General features: G+C 47.3%; 13 protein-coding genes. 8 read left to right on the plus strand and 5 right to left on the minus strand.

Annotation, left to right across the window (positions count from 1 at the left end):
- Positions 1-44: 44 nt before the first annotated feature.
- The 6 genes from QUB08_RS00280 to QUB08_RS00305 all read left to right on the plus strand — a co-directional run bounded on the left by QUB08_RS00280 (position 45) and on the right by QUB08_RS00305 (position 10,792).
- On the plus strand, positions 45-1,376 hold the full coding sequence (locus tag QUB08_RS00280) for a P-loop NTPase fold protein (RefSeq protein WP_333222431.1): 1,332 nt from the start codon (positions 45-47) through the stop codon (positions 1,374-1,376).
- A gap of 684 nt (positions 1,377-2,060) precedes the next feature.
- Positions 2,061-7,535: a WD40 domain-containing protein gene (locus tag QUB08_RS00285; RefSeq protein ID WP_333222433.1), complete on the plus strand. Its 5,475-nt coding sequence runs from the start codon at positions 2,061-2,063 to the stop codon at positions 7,533-7,535.
- A 290-nt stretch (positions 7,536-7,825) separates the two neighbouring features.
- Positions 7,826-8,578 carry a transposase gene (locus tag QUB08_RS00290; RefSeq protein ID WP_333222435.1) on the plus strand — a complete coding sequence of 251 codons (753 nt, stop codon included), beginning with the start codon at positions 7,826-7,828 and terminating at the stop codon, positions 8,576-8,578.
- Positions 8,579-8,675: 97 nt separating this feature from the next.
- Positions 8,676-8,996 (plus strand): transposase, encoded by a 321-nt coding sequence (locus tag QUB08_RS00295; protein WP_333222642.1) that lies wholly within the window; start codon positions 8,676-8,678, stop codon positions 8,994-8,996.
- 265 nt (positions 8,997-9,261) lie between these two features.
- A complete protein-coding gene (locus QUB08_RS00300; RefSeq protein WP_333222437.1) occupies positions 9,262-10,068 on the plus strand; it encodes a TPM domain-containing protein in 807 nt (268 codons plus the stop codon).
- Positions 10,069-10,168: 100 nt separating this feature from the next.
- Positions 10,169-10,792, plus strand: coding sequence for a precorrin-8X methylmutase (locus tag QUB08_RS00305; RefSeq protein ID WP_015179019.1), 624 nt, complete (start codon positions 10,169-10,171; stop codon positions 10,790-10,792).
- Between the two features lie 18 nt (positions 10,793-10,810).
- Here the strand turns inward: QUB08_RS00305 and QUB08_RS00310 are convergent, their stop codons facing one another.
- From QUB08_RS00310 to dapB, 4 genes are all read right to left on the minus strand, one after another.
- A complete protein-coding gene (locus QUB08_RS00310; RefSeq protein ID WP_333222439.1) occupies positions 10,811-11,143 on the minus strand; it encodes a DUF2442 domain-containing protein in 333 nt (110 codons plus the stop codon).
- The gene (locus tag QUB08_RS00315; protein WP_333222441.1) at positions 11,124-11,360 is read right to left on the minus strand and encodes a DUF4160 domain-containing protein; all 237 of its coding nucleotides are present in this window, start codon (positions 11,358-11,360) and stop codon (positions 11,124-11,126) included. The genes QUB08_RS00310 and QUB08_RS00315 overlap by 20 nt, the downstream gene beginning before the upstream one ends.
- Before the next feature lie 73 nt (positions 11,361-11,433).
- Positions 11,434-12,144 (minus strand): phosphate ABC transporter permease, encoded by a 711-nt coding sequence (locus tag QUB08_RS00320; protein WP_333222443.1) that lies wholly within the window; start codon positions 12,142-12,144, stop codon positions 11,434-11,436.
- A gap of 291 nt (positions 12,145-12,435) precedes the next feature.
- Positions 12,436-13,263, minus strand: coding sequence for a 4-hydroxy-tetrahydrodipicolinate reductase (gene dapB, locus QUB08_RS00325; protein WP_333222644.1), 828 nt, complete (start codon positions 13,261-13,263; stop codon positions 12,436-12,438).
- 303 nt (positions 13,264-13,566) lie between these two features.
- Between dapB and QUB08_RS00330 the strand changes: the two genes are divergently transcribed.
- Both QUB08_RS00330 and QUB08_RS32065 read left to right on the plus strand, forming a co-directional pair.
- The gene (locus tag QUB08_RS00330; RefSeq protein WP_333222445.1) at positions 13,567-16,089 is read left to right on the plus strand and encodes an EAL domain-containing protein; all 2,523 of its coding nucleotides are present in this window, start codon (positions 13,567-13,569) and stop codon (positions 16,087-16,089) included.
- Between the two features lie 226 nt (positions 16,090-16,315).
- A complete protein-coding gene (locus tag QUB08_RS32065) occupies positions 16,316-16,450 on the plus strand; it encodes a DUF6883 domain-containing protein (RefSeq protein WP_445300873.1) in 135 nt (44 codons plus the stop codon).
- Positions 16,451-16,552: 102 nt separating this feature from the next.
- Here QUB08_RS32065 and QUB08_RS00335 read toward each other — a convergent pair whose 3' ends face one another.
- Entirely contained in the window at positions 16,553-18,421 is a 1,869-nt protein-coding gene (locus tag QUB08_RS00335; RefSeq protein ID WP_333222447.1) for a pseudouridine synthase, read from the minus strand.
- Positions 18,422-18,868 lie beyond the last annotated feature (447 nt).

Raw genomic sequence — 18,868 nt, forward strand, 5'->3', positions numbered from 1 at the left:
TTTAGACTTTCGATTAACTTTTTAACTTTTATTCGGCTTCAATTGTGATCGCACTCGAATTAGACAGATTCTATAAAGCCTGCAACCCCAGCAAGACCCTTGTTGCGGGAGACCCAGGGGATTATCAATACTACATTGATTTTGGTTCCGTGCGTGGCGGCAAAATCATTGAATCTTTACAGCGAACCATTACCCGCATCTCCCCCAACGAGCCAACCTGTCAGCTATTTACAGGACATATCGGGTGTGGCAAATCTACGGAATTGTTTCGACTAAAAGCTGAGTTAGAGCAAGAGGGTTTTTGCGTCGTCTACTTTGAGTCTTCCCAAGACTTAGACATGGGGGATGTAGATATCAGCGATATTTTGCTGAGCATTGCGCGCCAAGTCAGCGAAACTATGGAATCGGCTAAAATCAAACTCAGACCGAGCTATTTTACAAATCTGTTTGCAGAAGTGGCAGAATTTTTGCAGACTCCCATAGATTTGTCAGCGGAAGCCGAGTTATCTGTAGGCATTGCTAGAGTGACTGCTAAAACTAAAGACTCTCCCAAACTGCGATCGCAACTTAGGCAATATCTCGAACCCCGCACCAACAGCATTTTGCAGTCCATCAACGAAGAACTCCTCAACAAAGCTAACGCCGAACTCAAGCAGCAAGGCAAAAAAGGGCTCGCAGTCATCGTTGACAACCTCGATCGCCTCGATGCCTCCCTCAAACCCAGCGGACGCACCCAGCCAGAATATCTGTTTTTAGACCGAGGCGAACAGTTGAAAAAACTTAATTGCCATGTTGTCTACACGATTCCCCTGACTTTGATTTTTTCCAACGACTTCGGCCGCCTCGCCAGTCGATTTGGAGTCAAGCCCAAGGTGATGCCGATGGTACCAGTGCAAGTGCGATCGGGCGACGACCACATTGAAGGAATGGCACTGCTGCGGCAGCTAGTATTAGCTAGAGCTTTCCCCGCAGTTCCTCCCCATCAACGCATCGATTTGATTTCCCAGGTGTTTGACTCTCCCGAAACTTTAGATCGGCTTTGTCGGATTAGTGGCGGTCACGTTCGCAATCTACTGATGCTTTTGTATAGCTGTTTGCAGCACGAAGACCCTCCCTTCTCTCGCGAATGCCTCGAAAGCGTCATTCAAGAATATCGCGATGACCTTTTGGGAGCCATCAATGACCTGGAATGGGAATTGCTGTTTCAAGTCGTCAACCGACAAAGTGTCACCGGCGAAGAAGAATCTCAAATCTTGTTGCGAAGTATGTTTGTCTTTGAATACCGCGATCAAGAAGGTCGTTGGTTTGGGATTAATCCAGCCCTAGCAGAAACCAGAAAATATAAGGAGTGGCAGCAGCGCACTGAAGCAAAATAGTTGGGATTTTTGAGATAGCTTTGTGACTCTAAGAACCCTTAACCACGAAGGACTTAGAAAGTATTTAACTGAAAACTCATCGCTCACATATCCGAAATCTTACCATCCAATACAGAAATCAGTCAGCGGTTTTTGCCACTGGCTGATTTCTGTTGAATGCTGGCTATAGGCGGTGAATGTTATTGCCGTGTAAAACTTTGCAGCCACTAAGGACTTTGCCCACTCTCAACTCTGATATCTGCAATGTCAGACCCCCTATGTCTGTTTTTTACCTGTTGCTCTTAATTTCAACTAATCCTATCCCAGAGGACATTTTTTTTGCGGTTGTGTTAAATGCCTGCTACAGATAAAGCGGACTTGTTTACTAATAGCTAGCCGTCGGTATGATCGTGAACTTAGCGGTTGGCTATTTATGATCGGTAGTCCTTCTATATATAGCTGAATCAAAAAATCTAAGGGGACATTAAATTTTTATTGGGAAGTCTAGCATTCTCTGAGATTGAGAGGTATGATATCTTTACATTAGCTCTAATAACTATGTAAGTATTGATAGAAGAAGTACGGAAAACTACGTATTTATACAGAGAGAAAGCGCCCAACAGAGACGGGTATCTCTGTAGAAATACGCTTTTTGTCAGGAGTGGCGAGGGTTAGGTAATTGATTTATGCAAAAGAGGTGCACCCATGACCGATCTAATTAAGGTACAAGAAACTGCCAACTACAACGAGCGATCGCTCAAAACTCTGGTCAGGTCCATCACAATGTCTCAACACCAATTCTCGCTAATTTTGGTGCGCTGCAACTACGAGCAGTTGCGGCAACAAATAGCGCAGCGGCTGCGAGAAGTGTCCCCAGTTCCAATTCAAGATCTCGTCCTGCCACCTTCAGTTAAAACCCTCTACACTACTCTGCTCTCAAGCACTTTCCACGAGGGGTACTCGCCTGTCGGTGCCGCCTCGGCTTTGATGGTATTCGGTTTAGAAACAGTAGTAGCGATCGACGAACTGATGGCTTCTACCAATCAAGTGCGAGACGAATTTCGCAAAAATTTTTCCTGCCCAGTGATTTTGTGGGTAACAGATGACATCGTAACCAAAATGATTCGTCTGGCCCCGGATTTCAAAAGTTGGGCCGCCGCCACAATTAAATTTGAAATGGGCGTTGACGAATTAATTAATTTCCTCGCTAGGCGGGCCGATACTATATTTAAAATAGGCGAACTCAATCAAGAACTCGCCAGTAGCAACGTCAGCACCATCGCTAATTGTGAGACCTGCGAAACCCAGTGCGAAAAACGCGGCCTGGAGCGCGAAATCAGCCCTGGAGAACGCTTTCTAACTTTTAACTCAGAGCCTCAAAACCGACGACAATCAGATATCCACTCGTATTCGCCGTTGAGTCCCGGCAATACCTTCGATTTGGCGATCGGCTCTTTGCCACGCCGAGAACTAGAATTAGCTTTAAGAGATTTACAAAATCGCGGTGAAGAATTAGAACCCGCCCTCAAAGCCAGCCTGCAATTCGTTCTCGGTCGAGATTACTATGTCAGCGACCAAACCGAAACTGCCTTAATTCACTACCAAGAAAGTTTAGTATTTTGGCAGCAGAAAACGGGCCACTGGGAACTGGAAAAGTTGGAACATTCCGAAAACCCAGAAACCTTCTCCTCCTTGTCGAATCCTGTCCCCAAAATTTTATTTTTAGAGAGAGAAGGCATAGTGCTGTTTCACATAGCCCTGTGTCACCGCTTGCAAGCAGCCAGAAATCCGGTAGCCAACCGCCACCACTGGGAACAAGCTTGGATTTGCCTCGAACAATCTAGAAACGCTTTCTCTCTTGCATCACGCCTCGAATTGGTAGCTGAGGTGACAGCACACCTCGGAGAAGTGCTGCAGCGCCTGAAAGCTTGGGGAGAGTTGCAAGCTTTAGCTGAAAATTCTTTGCAGTTGCACTTCACTTACGGTACTCCCAGCCAACTAGCTCAAGATTACGGCTTTTTGGCTGAAGTTGCCCTGCAAGAGTCGAGGTGGAGTCAAGCCCGCCAGCTAGCCGAGTTGGCTTTGGCGATTTTGGATCAAACGCCTAATGATTTGAGATTGCTGATTGAAGATTTGAGATTGGGGTTTGAGGGAAATTATCCAGAATTTGTGGGCCCTAACGAGTCAAGTAACGAACTTAAATCTAAAATCCAACATCCCAAATCCGACAGGAGTTCGTATCTTTTACTTTTAGCCCGCAGTTTGCGGCAGCTAGGCCAGTGGGAAGCGGCGGTTCATTCTTTGGAGTTGGCTCAATCTCAAAGCGAGCCGAAGTACGACCCCCGACTTTACATCGATATTTTGACGGAATTGCAAGCGGTTTATTTCGAGCAGGGAGAGTATCTTAAAGCGTTTCGGATTAAAAAAACCCAGCGTTCGATCGAATATCAATACGGATTTAGAGCTTTTATCGGAGCCAGCCAATTGCAGCAGCAGCGCCAAGCGGTCAATCCTTCAGGTCCCTCAGCTCAAAACCAAGCTGCCCTCGCAGCGTCCATGACAGCTTACTCGCGCCAAACAGATATCAATAGCTTGCTAGAAAGAATTAGCAGGGACGACCATAAATTAACTATTATTCACGGGCCCAGCGGAGTCGGGAAAAGTTCTCTAGTCAATGCCGGCTTAGTACCAGCTTTGAAAAATATTACTCCGGGCGCGCGCGATACATTGCCCGTATTAGTCAAAGTTTACACTGACTGGCTGGTGGAGTTAGAAAATGCTTTGAACAGCGCACTGTACGACAAACAAGCCGAAGAGGAAAGTAAATTAATCTCGAAAGGACTACAGGAAATCCACAAAAAAAGTTGCTCGGTTATTCCTGCTCGCAGCTCGGAAGTCTCTTCTTTTATTATAGAACAGTTGCGCGAAAATGCCACAAATAATTTGTTAACTGTGCTGATTTTCGATCAATTTGAAGAGTTTTTCTTTGTTTCGACTTCTGTGGCACAAAGACAACTTTTTTATAATTTTTTGCGTTTGTTTTTGAACTTGCCTTATGTCAAGATAATTCTGTGCTTGCGCGAAGATTATTTGCACTACTTACTAGATTGCGATCGCTTCCCAAATCTTGACGCTATTAACAATAATATTCTCGACAAAAGCATCCGCTACCAACTGCGGAGTTTTTCTATCAAAGACGCGCGGGCTGTCATTGGACACTTAACAGAACGGGCGGAATTTTATTTAGAGCCGGCACTGATCGATGCCTTCGTAGAAGATTTAGCAGACGAACTGCAAGAAGTCCGACCAATCGAATTGCAGGTAGTAGGAGCGCAACTGCAAGAAGAAGGTATTACCAGTCTAGCACAATACCAGCAATTGGGGGACAATCCCAAAGCGGAATTAGTGAAACGCTCGCTCGAAAGAGTCATCTCTGACTGCGGGCCCGTTAACGAAGACGCAGCTTGGAAAATCTTGTTTTCCCTAACAGATGAAAGAGGCGTTCGACTGATAAAAACCAAACACGAACTCTCGTTAGTTACAGGTCAGCAGCCGGCCGATGCCCGCGAAACCGAATTATCGGCGATCGGCAGAAACAGAATTTCCCTACCGCGACAGTTCGCTGCATACCCTGAAAGCCGACCTAAGAAAACCGACAACCTAGACTTAATTTTAGACATTTTAGTTGGTCACGGTTTGCTATTTCTGCTACGGGAAGCGCCCGAAGACCGCTATCAATTGGTACACGACTATTTAGTGCGACCTATCCGCCAAAGATTCGGCTTAGAAGCCAGACTGCACAAAGCAGAAGCAGACAAAAAAATGAGTCAAGCACAGCTCTACCGAGCCAATACTTTTCTCAAACAACTGCTGGGATTAGCAGTGATCGGCGTCATGCTGCTAACCAGTTCCACCATCGCCGCCGTAAATTTTTGGTGGCGGGCTGTGGGTCAAAAACAGCTAGCTGTCGCTCAAACTCAGCGAGCCGAAATCAGTACCCTGACAGCCGCTTCGGAAGCACTTTATTTCTCAAACAACAAATTTGACGCCATGATGGAAAGTTTGAGAGCTGGTAAAAAGTGGAAACAGATCGAACACTCCCAACAAATGTATACTCTTAAAGATACCGAAATTCTGATTTCTGCCGCCCTCCAGCAGGCAGTTTATGGAGTCAAAGAACGCAACCGCTTGGAAGGACACGGTGATGTAGTTTGGGGTCTTAGCTTCAGTCCAGACGGCGAAACAATAGCTTCTTCCAGTGTAGATAAAACCGTCAAACTTTGGCGGCGCGACGGCAGTTTGCTGGCAACTTTCAAAGACCACACTAACAGTGTCTCCTCTGTCGCGTTCAGTCCCGATAACAAAACCATAGCCTCGGCAAGTTTAGATAAAACTGTCAAAATTTGGCAAACTGACGGCAGTTTGCTGGCTACTTTCAAAGGCCATACTAATAGCGTTACCAGCGTTGCTTTTAGTTCGGACGGTCAAACGCTCGCCACTGGATCTACAGACAAAACTATCAAACTTTGGAAAACCGATGGCACGCTGCTGCGAACGATCGAACAATTTGCTCCCGTAAATTGGCTAAGCTTCAGCCGCGACGGCAAAATAATAGCTGTGGCGAGCGATGACGGTACTGTGAAACTGTGGAGTTCTGACGGTAAGTTAATCGCTAATTTGTGGCACAGCGAAAACAGACAACCCTCGAAAATTTACACCGTCAGTTTCTCCCCCGATGGTGAAACGATCGCCAGTGCGGGTGAAGATAAAACGGTGAAAATCTGGAGCCTCGCTGCACTCAAACACCCAGCAACAGAAAATTCAACACAAGCAAAAAAAGGTGAACTGCTAACAACTTTGCGGGGACACAGCAAGTGGGTATTTGGTGTCAGTTTCTCCCCCGATGGTCAAACACTTGCTTCGGGAAGTGCAGACGGGACTGTCAAACTCTGGAGTCTTGCTGGTGTTGGCGACAAACGCCCAACCGATGCTAGCAACATTAAACCAGAGAGTCGCTTACTGAGAACTTTTGAGGGACACGCCGATCGAGTTACTCAGGTGAGTTTTAGCCCGGAAGGCAAAACCTTGGCTTCGGCAAGTTTTGACAAAACTATCAGGCTGTGGCGACTCGATGACGTGCCGCTCAAAACCCTCGACGGACACCAAAACCGGGTGCAAGGCGTGAGTTTTAGCCCCGACGGCCAAAGGCTGGCTTCTGCTTCTACGGACAACACTATCAAACTCTGGAGCCGCACGGGGGTTTTGCTGGAAACCTTGGAAGGACACACTCAGAGAGTCGCCAGCGTCAGTTTCAGCCCCGACGGCCAGCTACTTGCTTCTGGGAGTTACGACAAAACGGTGAAAGTCTGGAGTTTGACAGAAGATGGCATGAATAATATTCTCCCTTGTCCTTCGGCTCCCCTATTCCCGTGTTCGCCTTCTGTGCTGTTCACTATCGACGGCCACGCCGACAGCGTGATGAGCGTGAGTTTTAGCCCCGACAGCGAGGTTCTGGCAACGGCTAGCAAGGATAAGACTGTGAAACTCTGGACTAGAAACGGCAGGTTGATTAAGACTTTGACGGGACACACTGGCTGGGTAACTGGGGTGACTTTCAGTCCCGACGGCTCGATGCTGGCTTCTGCAAGCGATGATGGTACTCTCAAACTCTGGAATCGGGACGGTCGTTTGCTAAGAACGTTTGAAGGAGCTCACAACAGTTTTGTGTTGGGGGTTGCTTTTAGCCCTGATGGCAAAATGCTGGCTTCGGCTGGTTACGACAATTCGGTGAAATTGTGGAAGGTAGATGGGACTTTGGTGGCGACGCTGCTGAAGGGTTCTAGCGACAGCGTGACTAGCGTTGCTTTTAGCCCGGATGGTTTGTTGGTTGCTTCGGGTAGTTACGATCATAAGGTGAAACTGTGGAGCCGCAGCGGGACTTTGCTGAAAACTTTGACGGGTCACAAGGATAGCGTGATGAGTGTGAGTTTTAGCCCGGATGGGAAGGTTCTGGCTTCTGCTGGCCGGGATAATCGGGTGATTTTGTGGAATTTGGATCTTGATGATTTGCTGGTCAGGGGCTGTGACTGGGTGGGAGATTATCTGAGAACTAATCCTAATGTGAGCGATCGCGATCGGCTTCTCTGTGAGGGGGTTGGGGCAAAACCAAATCGATTTTAGATTTTAGATTGGGGGATTCAGTCGATTTTAGATTTTAGATTGGGGGATTCAGTCGATTTTAGATTTTAGATTTTAGATTTTAGATTGGGGGATTCAGTCGATTTTAGATTTTAGATCTTACCGAAAAATAGGGTCTAAAGCCTCGTCCTTCGCTTGACGGCTTTTTTTTTATCTTAAGGCTTCTAATAAGCTCCCTTAGAGCATCTGATTTCGATATCCCGGGTGATTCGCAGTAAGATTCTAGCTTCTCAAACTATTCATCATTCAGCCTAAAAAATACGCTTTCTTTTATGGAAAAGTATATCTATATGAGCTACAATAATAGCATGAAAACCTTGAAGTTTAAGCTATATCAAAGCAAGCGGAATAGACACCTCAAGCGAAGTATCAATGCTGCCGGGGTGATCTACAACCATTGCATTGCACTCCATAAACGGTACTACCGGATGTGGGGAAAGCATTTGACTTGTGCAAAACTTCAATCGCATATTGCCAAACACAGAAAGCGTAAAGCGTTCTGGCAAACGGTCGGCTCTCAAGCTGTGCAGGATATCTGCCAACGCATCTCGATCGCCTACCAACTGTTTTTTAAGCATCACAAGAAAGGAGTTAGACCGCCCGGATTCAAGAAAGTTCGCAAATACAAATCGTTCACTCTCAAGCAAGCTGGCTACAAATTCTTAGGCGGCAATCGAATTAAGATTGGGAATCGCGTTTATCAGTATTGGAATTCCAGAGAGATAGAGGGGACGGTCAAGACGTTAACCATTAAACGCACGACATTAGGAGAGCTATTTATGGTTGTGGTCGTTGACAGCGTTGAAGAACCTGAAACCAAAGTCGAGACGAGTAGAATCGCTGGCTTTGATTGCGGCTTAAAAACGTTTCTCACCTGCTCAGATGGAACGAAAATCGAATCACCGCAATTTCTGAAACAGTCCCTCAACGCTATTAAGAAAGCAAATCGTCAGCATTCCAAAAAACGGAAAGGCTCAGCGAACCGGGAAAGAGCAAGACTCAATCTAGTTCGCAAGTACTCCTGACGTAGTGAATCGTCGCTCTGATTGGTTCTGGAAATTGGCTCACGAACTAACTGATAAGTTCGACGTGCTGTGCTTTGAGACGTTGAATCTAAAAGGAATGCAACGACTTTGGGGACGTAAAATCTCAGACCTTGCATGCGGCGAATTTCTCCAAGTTCTCGAATGGGTTGCCAAGAAAAAAAATAAGCAGGTGATCTTTATTGATCAGTGGTATCCATCATCGAAGACTTGCAATCATTGTGGACACGTCCTACAAAAGTTGGATGTGAATACGAGAGAATGGCGATGTCCGTCCTGTCAGAACGTGAACGACAGAGACGAGAATACAGCTAAGAATAACTTGCTTGTTTTCCTTGGTGGGGCATCAACCGTTAAGTTAGGCGATGTTAGACAGGCTAGGCCTGCAATCGCTGTCTGAGCTTAGAATCCCCCGTGCTTCAGCCGGGGGAGTATGTCAATCACCCCCTTGAGGATCTCGATCGCTAATTTCTCCCCCCTTCCCCCCTTCCCCCTCTCCCCCTCCCCCCTCTCCCCCTCCCCCTTTCTCAAAAACTATTTTTTCCTTCCCCTTGCTCTCGGCTTCCTGTAAAGTAAATAATTGTAAAGAAATATGAGTTTTCTCTTATCCTCTGGTTAAGACCGCCAGCTAGCATTCACAATTAAGACCCGGATTATAAGTTCCTATGTCACAGCTTTTCCCGCGAAAATTTCTAGCCTCTGTTGCCGCATTTTTTCTGGCTTTGTCCGTGTGGACGATCGCACCTGCGGCCCACGCTTTCAATAATCCCGATTTGTTGCCGTCAACTCAGACGCCGATCATTGATTTAGCTAAAGCCCTCACAGATATTGAAGAACAAAGTTTGGCAAAAAATTTAAAGGCATTTGAAGCCGAAACCGGCTGGAAACTGCGAGTGCTGACTCAGTACGATCGCACGCCCGGTTTGGCTGTCAAAAGCTATTGGGGGCTAGATGACAAGAGTGTGTTATTAGTTGCTGACCCGCGAGGGGGCAATTTGCTCAATTTTAATGTGGGCGACTCGCTGTATCCGCTGCTGCCGCGCACTTTTTGGGTGGAACTGCAAACCCGCTACGGTAATCAATTTTTTGTGCGGGACAATGGCGAAGATCGAGCGATTATTGAATCTTTGGAGTCGATAGAAGGCTGTTTGCGTCAGGGCGGATGCCGCGTGGTTCCTGGTTTGCCGAGGGAACAGTGGGTTCTGACGTTAATTACGTCGGTGGTTGGCGGCGTCATCTGCGGGTTTGCCGCTCAGCCTCGGAAGCCGGGACAGGTTGTGGCTTGGCAGTGGGCGCTGATTTTTTCGCCGCTGTGGGGCATTCTGTTTTTCGCTTTCGGACTTGGGCCGGTGGTGACTCGGACTTCTGACTGGTTGCCTTTGGTTCGGAATGTGGCCGGTTTTGCGATCGGAGCTTTGGTGGCATTCCTGACTCCGGTGTTGGGCAAATCTTCTTCGTCGTCGGAAACTTAGTCAACAGCCAACAGCCAACAGTCAACAGTCAACAGTCAACAAATGACTAAAAGCTGGTAAGCTGATACCTGACAACTCACAGGCGACAGCTATCCAACAAATGGAATGGCACGTAAGCGATGCCCAGAGTCTGGGATTAATCGATAACGAAATTGGCGACCACGGTTTTTCAGCGGCGGAGTACGAAATAGTCCGCCGCGTGATTTATGCGACTGCTGATTTTGAGTACAAGTCTTTAATTAGTTTTTCCGATCAGGCTTTGCAGGCTGGGGCGGCAGCTTTGGCTGCTCGGACTACGATCGTGGTAGATGTGCCGATGGTGCAGGTGGGCATTACGCCCTTGATCCAAAGTACCTTTGCGAATCCGGTTTACTGTTCGATGGAGGCTTTGACACGCCCCCAAAAGGAAAGGACGCGGGCGGCTTGGGGGATTGAAACTTTGGCAAGACGCTATCCTGAAGGGATTTTTGTGGTGGGCCAGGCTCAAACTGCTTTGTCGGCGATCGTAGATTTGATTGAATCTGAGGAAATTCGGCCGGCTTTGGTGATTGGCACTCCTTCTGGGTTTGTGGGGGTTGACGTGGCTAAGTCGCGGCTGCACGATTCGATGATTCCTCACATTCGGATTGAGGGCCGCAAGGGCTCTGCCGTGGTAGCTGTGGCTATTGTTAACGGGCTGGTAGATTTGGCTTGGCAAGCTTACGGCCAAGAGGGGAACAGTTAATCGAGAAGTCAGCAGTCATTAGTCATTAGTTATTAGTCGTTCTGGATTATTTCGATCAGTCTTGCGGTTAATTAACCAACTTTCAAACGATCGTTGACTTTCACTGCTGCGTCGGCCGGCTAGCAAACCTTCAACTCCAATATGTTCGTCTAAATCAACCCATTCAATGGCATAACCATCTCCAAGTAGCTGCCAATTATGTCTTTCCTCCGGGGTACCGTCCAACAAACGGGGATACCAAGCTAAGGGCACGCTCAAACTGCGACCATCAACTAAGTCCACAATTACTTTTTCATCTGTCACCGTGACTTTAATTACGAGGGGTTCTGTTTCAAGGATCAAAGTAGTCATGCCAAGCCTCCAACAATATTTGTTCATATTCCTCTACAAGACGAGCAATCTGGTTTAATTCATGCTCTTTGAAGCCTCGATTTTTTTCTAGAGATACAGGATTCATCCAAAATTTGGCAAGTTGCCGATCGCGCTTAACATGAATGTGGGCTGGTTCGCCTGGATCGGAACTAAAAAAGATGAAACTGTAGGGGCCAACCTGAAGAACCGTAGGCATTAGCTGCTATAAGAGTGAATTTTGTCCTAAGTTTAACTTGCGATCGCTCTTAAATTTGTCCCTACTATCCATATTAATAATCAGCGGGCGATCGCCTTTTTACATCTCTGCTTTGATTAGTGCGATCGCGGTCTTTTTTCCTACCTTTTTTAATCTGTTGGCTCATCTCGACAAACAAATCTCTGCGTAAATAAGGATAGTCGCTCACCCACACGTCACGGCTGGGAATATAAATATCTGAAACTTTGGCAATTCTGCCTAAATCTTCTTGATTTGACATAATTAACATTAAAGCAGCTTGACCGGGGACAATTCCTTGGTGATCTTTCCGCAATGGAGCTCGAAGTGTAGTAGTAAATCCGGTTTTGTCACCAACTTCTAAGTTGATGCGCGGTTCTAGGTTGTCAACTATTACGAGTTGTCCTTTTTGATTGACTGTTTCTTCTTGACTTGTGACTTCATCTGTAATATATATATCCAAAACTCTTCCTTGCCAAAAACCGCAGTATTGATATTTGCGACATTCTGCATTCCGCAAACTCGCCCACAGAATTGGCCCCCACAGCCAGTACAAACCAGCTATCAATCCGGTGATTAAAACTAGCGGCGCGACATCGGAACCGGCGAAGTTATAAACTACCAGGAGGAAAACTACGCTGACTGCAGATATTAACATTCGCCTCAAAAAATCGGGCGGTTTTCCCCAGATATATTTGTATTGCGCTCCCGTGGCGACGGCGGGAATTAGTTCTTGAAAGGTTTCGCGGGTTAAGGGAATTAGCATAGGAAGTTTGGCAACGAGCAATGTACGGGATGCAACGGCTGTCTGTTCGGAAGCTGATTATATTAAGGCATTTAACAGATTTAACTGATTGATGTTTAAGTCACAAATCAGAAGTTATATCATGTGCGATCGAGTGACCGCGATTAAAAGGGCGGGTTTTTGAGATTGTCAATTATTGGCTGATATTTTTCGTGAACCCGCCCCTACCGTATTAGGGGTAATCGACCGGACATAATATTAGAAGTCAGATTAATTCCACATTACCAATGACTAATGACTAATGATTAATGACTACAAGATTTTTTCCAGGCCGTAAACGAGCGATCGTAATTCAATGACTTTGCGTATAGACAGCAAGACTCCTGGCATATAACAAGCGCGATCACTCGTATCGTGTCGTAAAGTATAAACTTGACCGGCGCCACCAAAAATTACCTCTTGGTGGGCAATTAAACCGGGTAAACGGATGCTGTGAATGCGAATCCCTTCATCGGCCACTGAACCCCGAGCACCGGCTAATTTTTCCGTTTCCTCGACTTCAGGCAGATTGAAAGTTTTTCCCATTTCTGCTAGCATTTGGGCAGTTTGAATTGCCGTACCGCTGGGGGCGTCGGCTTTTTGATTGTGGTGGAGCTCGATAATTTCTACGTGTTCAAAATACTGAGATGCCGTGACGGCGGCTTGTTGGAGCAAAACCATGCCGATCGAGAAATTGGGTATGATCAAACAGCCGATGCTCGCTTTATCAGCGAATTCAGCTAAGTTTTCAATTTGCTTGCTGCTCAATCCGGTAGTGCCGACTACTGGGCGAATGCCGTAAGCTATTGCCGATCGCACGTTTTCATAAACTGACGAAGGGTGCGTAAAATCTACCATCACGCCTAACTGCTTTTCCTGAGCTGCTAATACCAGCATTCCTTGCAAGTCGTCAGTGATGGGAACTTCTAACGGGCCGCATCCGGCTAATTCGCCCGCATCGGCGTTGAGGCACTCAGGAGAGCGGTCTACAGCCCCAAATAAGGTCATGTCACTAGCATGGGCGATCGCCTTAATTACTTCGCGGCCCATTTTGCCTGCAGCACCGTTAACAATCACCGGAATCGGAAGTTGATTCGCCATCATCTCAAAAATATCCTGAAAGTTCGATCGACTAAATTTTAACGCTTGTGCGAATTTGGGGAAACAAGCAATGAAAGACAGGATTTGTCGGCAAATCTTCAAAAACCCGGTTCCCATTCGAGAAATACTTTGCCTGCATCGAGTAATTAGCTTAAAGAAACTCGGTTGTGGCACAAGTTCTGAAAAAATTACATTCAATCTCATATTAAGCTCAATTCTGTAAGAACAGACTTGTGCAAAGCTAATTTGCACCGACATATTTTTTCTGTGACTGCCAAATTCTCTCGAAATCTTCGATATGTCATGTCTGTGGCAACTGGTCTCAACCTGAGTTCTCAAAACCGACGGGTCAGGATTTTGCCTGCAATGCTTGTGGGCGCGACTGTAACGCTGCTGAATATGGGAGTTCGGCAGTTGGGAGGCCTGCAAAGCTGGGAGTTGGGGAGTTTTGACTCGTTAGTGCGCTTACAGCCAGATTCCGGCCCCGATCCGCGGCTGCTGGTAGTGGAAATTTCTGAAGCCGATATTCAAGCTTTGGGGAGATTTCCGATTTCCGACAAGACGATCGCTCAAACCTTGACAAAACTGCAAAAGTATCAGCCAAAAGTCATCGGTTTGGATTTGTACCGGGATTTGCCTCAAGCGCCGGGACACCAAGAATTGCTGGCCGGGCTGAAAGCACCGAATGTGGTGGCAATCAACCAATTGAGCGATTCAGAAAGTCCGGGAGTGCCTGCGCCTCCGGGGATACCGCGCGATCGGGTTGGTTTTAACGACTTCGTGCTCGATCCTGATGGCGTTGTACGCCGCAATTTGCTCTCAGTCTCGCAACCAGATAAAAAGATTGCTTTATCGTTTTCTGTGCAAGTGGCTTTGCTGTATCTCAAAGACAGAGTACAGCAGAAAAATAGCCCTGTTCATCCCCACCAAATCGACTGGGGAAAGGCAGAATTTGTGCCTTTAACTTCTGACAGTGGCGGCTATGCAAATCTCGACGCCAAAGGCTACCAAATTCTGCTCAAATACCGTTCTGCGAACGAGGTGGCGCGACAAGTCAGTATCAGGCAGGTATTGAACGGAGAAATTGACCCAAGCTGGGTTAAGGACAAGATTGTGTTGATCGGGACGACTGCACCGAGTACCAGAGATTTGTTTTTGACGCCTTACAGCCCGGTTAAAAAGCAAACTCCGAAAATGCCGGGGGTGTTGCTGCACGCGCACATGCTCAGCCAAATATTGAGTGCGGTTTTGGATGGACGATCGCTGTTTTGGGTGTGGCCGGAATGGGCGGAAATTTTGTGGAACGCTGCTTGGGCAATGGTTGGCGGGGTTTTGGCTTGGCGGATTCAGCACCCTGCTAGGGCGGGAGTGGCTGGGGGTGCGGCGTTGATGGGTTTGTTGGGGATTAGTTTTGGGATTTTTACTGGGGGCGGGTGGGTGCCGCTGGTGTCGCCGGCTTTAGGTTTGGTGGTGACTGGTGTGGGTGTCAGTGCTTACAGGAAGCTTTACGATGCTTTTCACGATTCTCTGACGGGTTTGCCCAACCGGGATTTGTTCGTGGATTGCTTGGGGCGGGCGATCGCCAATACTAGGGGCCGGCGCAGCTATCTGTTTGCGGTGCTGTTTCTGGATTTAGACAGGTTTAAGGTGATTAATGATTCTTTAGGTCATTTGGTGGGGGATGAACTGCTGATGGGGGTGGTGCTGCGGTTGAGGGCAAGTATTGGCCGTGCAGATACTGTGGCGCGGGTGGGGGGTGATGATTTTGCGATTTTGGTGAGGAATGTTGATGTTGCTAGTGCGGTGGATTTGGCCACTCGAATTCACCAAGCTTTAATTGTGCCTTTTGAGTTGAAGGGGCAGGAGGTGTTTGTGACGGCAAGCATCGGGATTGCCATCGGGGGCGAACCCGCTGCTAATGTCAGCGAACAGCCCGAACACTTGCTGCGGGACGCCCACACGGCGATGTACCGGGCGAAGGCTTTGGGGACGGGAAGGTATCAGGTGTTTAATGCTTCGATGCACGATTTGGCGGTGGAGAGGTTGCAGTTGGAAACTGATTTGCGGATGGCCCTCAAGCGTCGGGAATTTTTGCTGCACTACCAGCCGTTTGTATCTTTGGCAAGCGGGAGGATTATTGGGTTTGAGGCTTTGGTACGCTGGCAACACCCGCTGCGGGGTTTGATTCCACCCATGAAGTTTATTCCGGTGGCTGAGGAAACGGGGGCAATTGTGCCGCTGGGTGAGTGGGTGTTGGAGGAGGCTTGCCGGCAGTTGGGGCTTTGGGAGGGAATGTTTGATTTTGATCAACCTTTGATTATGAGTGTAAATTTGTCGGGGAAGCAGTTTGCCCAGCCGGATTTGGTCGATCGCCTGAAGGTGATTTTGGAAACAACGGGTTTGAGTGCCGAGAGTTTGAAGTTGGAGATTACTGAGAGTGTGGTGATGGATGATGTGGAGTCGGCGATCGCGGTTTTAAAGCAGATGAAAGCGTTAAATGTCAAGTTGGGAATTGATGATTTTGGCACTGGTTATTCGTCGTTGAGTTATTTGAGCCGGTTTCCTACGGATACTTTGAAGGTTGATAAGTCGTTTGTGGGGCGAATGGAGCTCGAAAGCGAGGGGGAGAATGTGGCGATCGTGCGGACTATTGTGACGCTGGCTCACGCTTTGGGTATGGATGTGATTGCTGAGGGTGTGGAGACGGGGGCACAATTAGCTAGGTTGAGGTCGATCGGCTGCGAATATGGTCAGGGTTATTTTTTTGCTAAGCCGTTACCGAGTGATGATGCTACTGCTTTGATGGCTTCCGAGCCGCAGTGGTAGTTGTGGGTTATTAGTTATTAGTTATTGTATAGCCTTTCGAGCTCTCATATGAGGTACTCATGGCCTCCGTGGCCTCCGTGGCCTCCGTGACCTCCGTGGCCTCCGTGGGCATACCTCACCATGCTTGAGAACCGCTATACGTTAGAGCTAAAATTGAAAGTCGATCGGGTTCCCAAAGCGTATCTCTAATATGTTGCTTGCTAAAATTACTGCTAGGTAAACAAACATGAATCTGAAAAAAATTGTCAGCCATCTCGTTATCGCTCCTCGAAAATTAACAGAGTATCCTCTTAATTTAGATAACGCTCTCGGTAGCGATAAAGCTGTAATATTTCAGCCTCGTTTAGGATTAAATCAATAAAACTATGACTTACTGTTAGCACAGATTTCAACTAAAACTCTTGAGGCTGAAGCAATTACTTGTTATTCTACAGATATCGATCGTTGCCCGATCGCCCTTAGCTTAAAATGGTGTTTCTGCCTGTAAGTGCAGCTTTTCTCCCAACTGCGGATGCTCAAACGAAAGTTCCCGCGCGTGCAAGTGTAGCCGCTTCGCAGCATCCCGACATCCGTAAAGTCGATCGCCCAAAATCGGTATCCCCAACCCTCGAACATCCGCTGCATGAACCCTCAATTGATGAGTGCGTCCCGTCAGCGGCAAAAACTCGACGCGATCACAAATTCCCTCCCTCGCCATTACCTGAAAGCGAGTAACACTGGGTTTTCCACACTCCCAATTGACTTGCTGGTAAGGGCGATTTTCGGGATCACCCCAAAGTGGGAGTTCGATCGTCCCCGCATCAATTTTTACAGTACCCGAAAGCACCGCTTCATAAACTTTGTGAACCTGCTTTTTTGCAAATTGCTGCCTGAGTTGAATGCTAGTTTCTTTGTCTTGCGCCAATAGCAAAATCCCAGATGTTTCCAAATCTAAACGATGCACGACTGTCAAATTAAAACTATCCGGTAAAAAGTTACGCAAACGACTGAAAACACTATCTTGATTTTCTAGATAACGACCTGGCACTGACAGCAAGCCAGAGGGTTTATTGACCGCGATCAACCATTTGTCTTCATAGATAATCGGTAGTATTTCGGTAACGGGCAAGATGCCCGTTCCACAAGAAATATGATGATTTGTGGGGAGTAGGGGTTGGGCTTCTTGCCCGCCCGTTCCACAAGAAATATGATGATTTGTGGGGAGTAGGGGTTGGGCTTCTTGCCCGCCCGCAACGGGCAAGATGCCCGTTCCACAAGAAATATTATTGCTTGTGGGGAGTAGGGGTTGGGCTTCTAACCCACCCGTCAAACCCTCATTTATATTAGAAAGAATCGGATTTTGAGCCAATCCTGACAGCAAAAAACCCATCAACGGCTGACACCGATCGCCACAAGCACCATAAAATTCTTCCTGTATCTTATCGCCCGATGGCGGCCCCCACCAAAACTCAGCCATTGCCAGCGGTTTCAGATTGTGTACTGCCGCGTAGTGGAGCAATTTTGGCGCGCAACAGTCGCCGGTGCCAGTCGGAATAGAATTGGTTGGCATCAATGAGGATAGCGATCCTGATTTCCCCAAAAAATTCACCAGAGTGTAAGCCGCGTGCATTTGCGTCTGAAGTTCGCGGGAAAGTTCTTTTCGCCGCTGTTTGAGCGCCCGCATCTGCAGATCCGCAGCTTCAATTAATTGTTTTAGCGGCTGCAATGTTTCATCCCGCTGCCGTTTGAATTGTCTGCGTTCAATTCCCTCCAAACGGCTTTCTTGATTCAGTTTTTCCAGGGCAACTTCTAGTGTTTCTGCTGCGAGAGTTTGACACAGTAACAGGCGTTTTTCGTCTCGCTGCAGCTTGCAATTGCGATGCCGATCGCTCAAAACTTGCATTTGCACTTCAAACTCCCGAAATAAGGCTTCATACTCTTGTCGCTGCGGGAGTTGATTGAGTGCAATAAGTTCCTGTTTCATCGCCTCCAATTGAGTTAAGGTGCGGGCTTCCTCAAAAGCAACACGATCTCGTCCCGGAATCGGTGGCACCCACCCCTCAACAATGCTGCAACCGTTCAGCAGCCCGGAAAATGCTTTGAGTATCCCCTGTTCCCCCGAAGGCATCTCCACCAGTAATATGCCGTACATCTTCCCTTCGCGATCGTAGGAATCGTCAGCCGCCAGGTACTGCATCAAACCCCGCGCGAGTTCCTCGGACATTCGAGTGCGCGGCAGTCTCAGCAGCTCGCCAGTCTGAGGACAACGGCCTTCGTACCAATAATTCGGGCGCGAGTCGATCGACTCCCAATGACAGTCCGTGACATCTAAAAGCGCGTGAAATTCTAACATATTAAATTTGGTTTGAAATCTGAATTAGGACATATCTGCTTGTATCCTGGATGCTTTCGGTCAATCGATTTTAGATTTTAGATTTTAGATTTTAGATTTTAGATTTAAGCATTGACTTGCGCGAGATAAATACGTTCGGCAAGTTTCATCGGATACAGGTTTTTTATTTCTGGGTCCTGAGTCTGCTTTCGGAATGAATCACGTGGCGGGTATCCTGGATGCTTGATTGTCAATCGAAAATCGAAAATCGAAAATCGACTGACCCTATCTTACAGGGGTGTACCGAAAGTGGGAAGGGTGCATAATTTTATACCTACTATAATTAAGTAAAAATGATTGGTTGCACCAAGCCTGATATGCTAAATTTGTTTCAAAACAGCAGCGAGATTAAGAAAAGCATAAGTTAATATATAAGACCGCAAGCTTGTTATCCCACTAAATTTTTTA

It is taken from the genome of Microcoleus sp. BR0-C5 (assembly GCF_036705045.1).
Taxonomy (GTDB): Bacteria; Cyanobacteriota; Cyanobacteriia; order Cyanobacteriales; family Microcoleaceae; genus Microcoleus.

Coding starts and splice junctions, on each gene's coding strand:
- dapB (WP_333222644.1), bottom strand. CDS start 13,263: ATGGCGAATCAACTTCCGATTCCGGTGATTGTTAACGGTGCTGCAGGC.
- QUB08_RS00315 (WP_333222441.1), bottom strand. CDS start 11,360: ATGCCTACGGTTCTTCAGGTTGGCCCCTACAGTTTCATCTTTTTTAGT.
- QUB08_RS00285 (WP_333222433.1), top strand. CDS start 2,061: ATGACCGATCTAATTAAGGTACAAGAAACTGCCAACTACAACGAGCGA.
- QUB08_RS00310 (WP_333222439.1), bottom strand. CDS start 11,143: ATGACTACTTTGATCCTTGAAACAGAACCCCTCGTAATTAAAGTCACG.
- QUB08_RS00300 (WP_333222437.1), top strand. CDS start 9,262: ATGTCACAGCTTTTCCCGCGAAAATTTCTAGCCTCTGTTGCCGCATTT.
- QUB08_RS00305 (WP_015179019.1), top strand. CDS start 10,169: ATGGAATGGCACGTAAGCGATGCCCAGAGTCTGGGATTAATCGATAAC.
- QUB08_RS32065 (WP_445300873.1), top strand. CDS start 16,316: ATGAATCTGAAAAAAATTGTCAGCCATCTCGTTATCGCTCCTCGAAAA.
- QUB08_RS00330 (WP_333222445.1), top strand. CDS start 13,567: ATGTCTGTGGCAACTGGTCTCAACCTGAGTTCTCAAAACCGACGGGTC.
- QUB08_RS00335 (WP_333222447.1), bottom strand. CDS start 18,421: ATGTTAGAATTTCACGCGCTTTTAGATGTCACGGACTGTCATTGGGAG.
- QUB08_RS00290 (WP_333222435.1), top strand. CDS start 7,826: ATGGAAAAGTATATCTATATGAGCTACAATAATAGCATGAAAACCTTG.
- QUB08_RS00320 (WP_333222443.1), bottom strand. CDS start 12,144: ATGCTAATTCCCTTAACCCGCGAAACCTTTCAAGAACTAATTCCCGCC.
- QUB08_RS00295 (WP_333222642.1), top strand. CDS start 8,676: ATGCAACGACTTTGGGGACGTAAAATCTCAGACCTTGCATGCGGCGAA.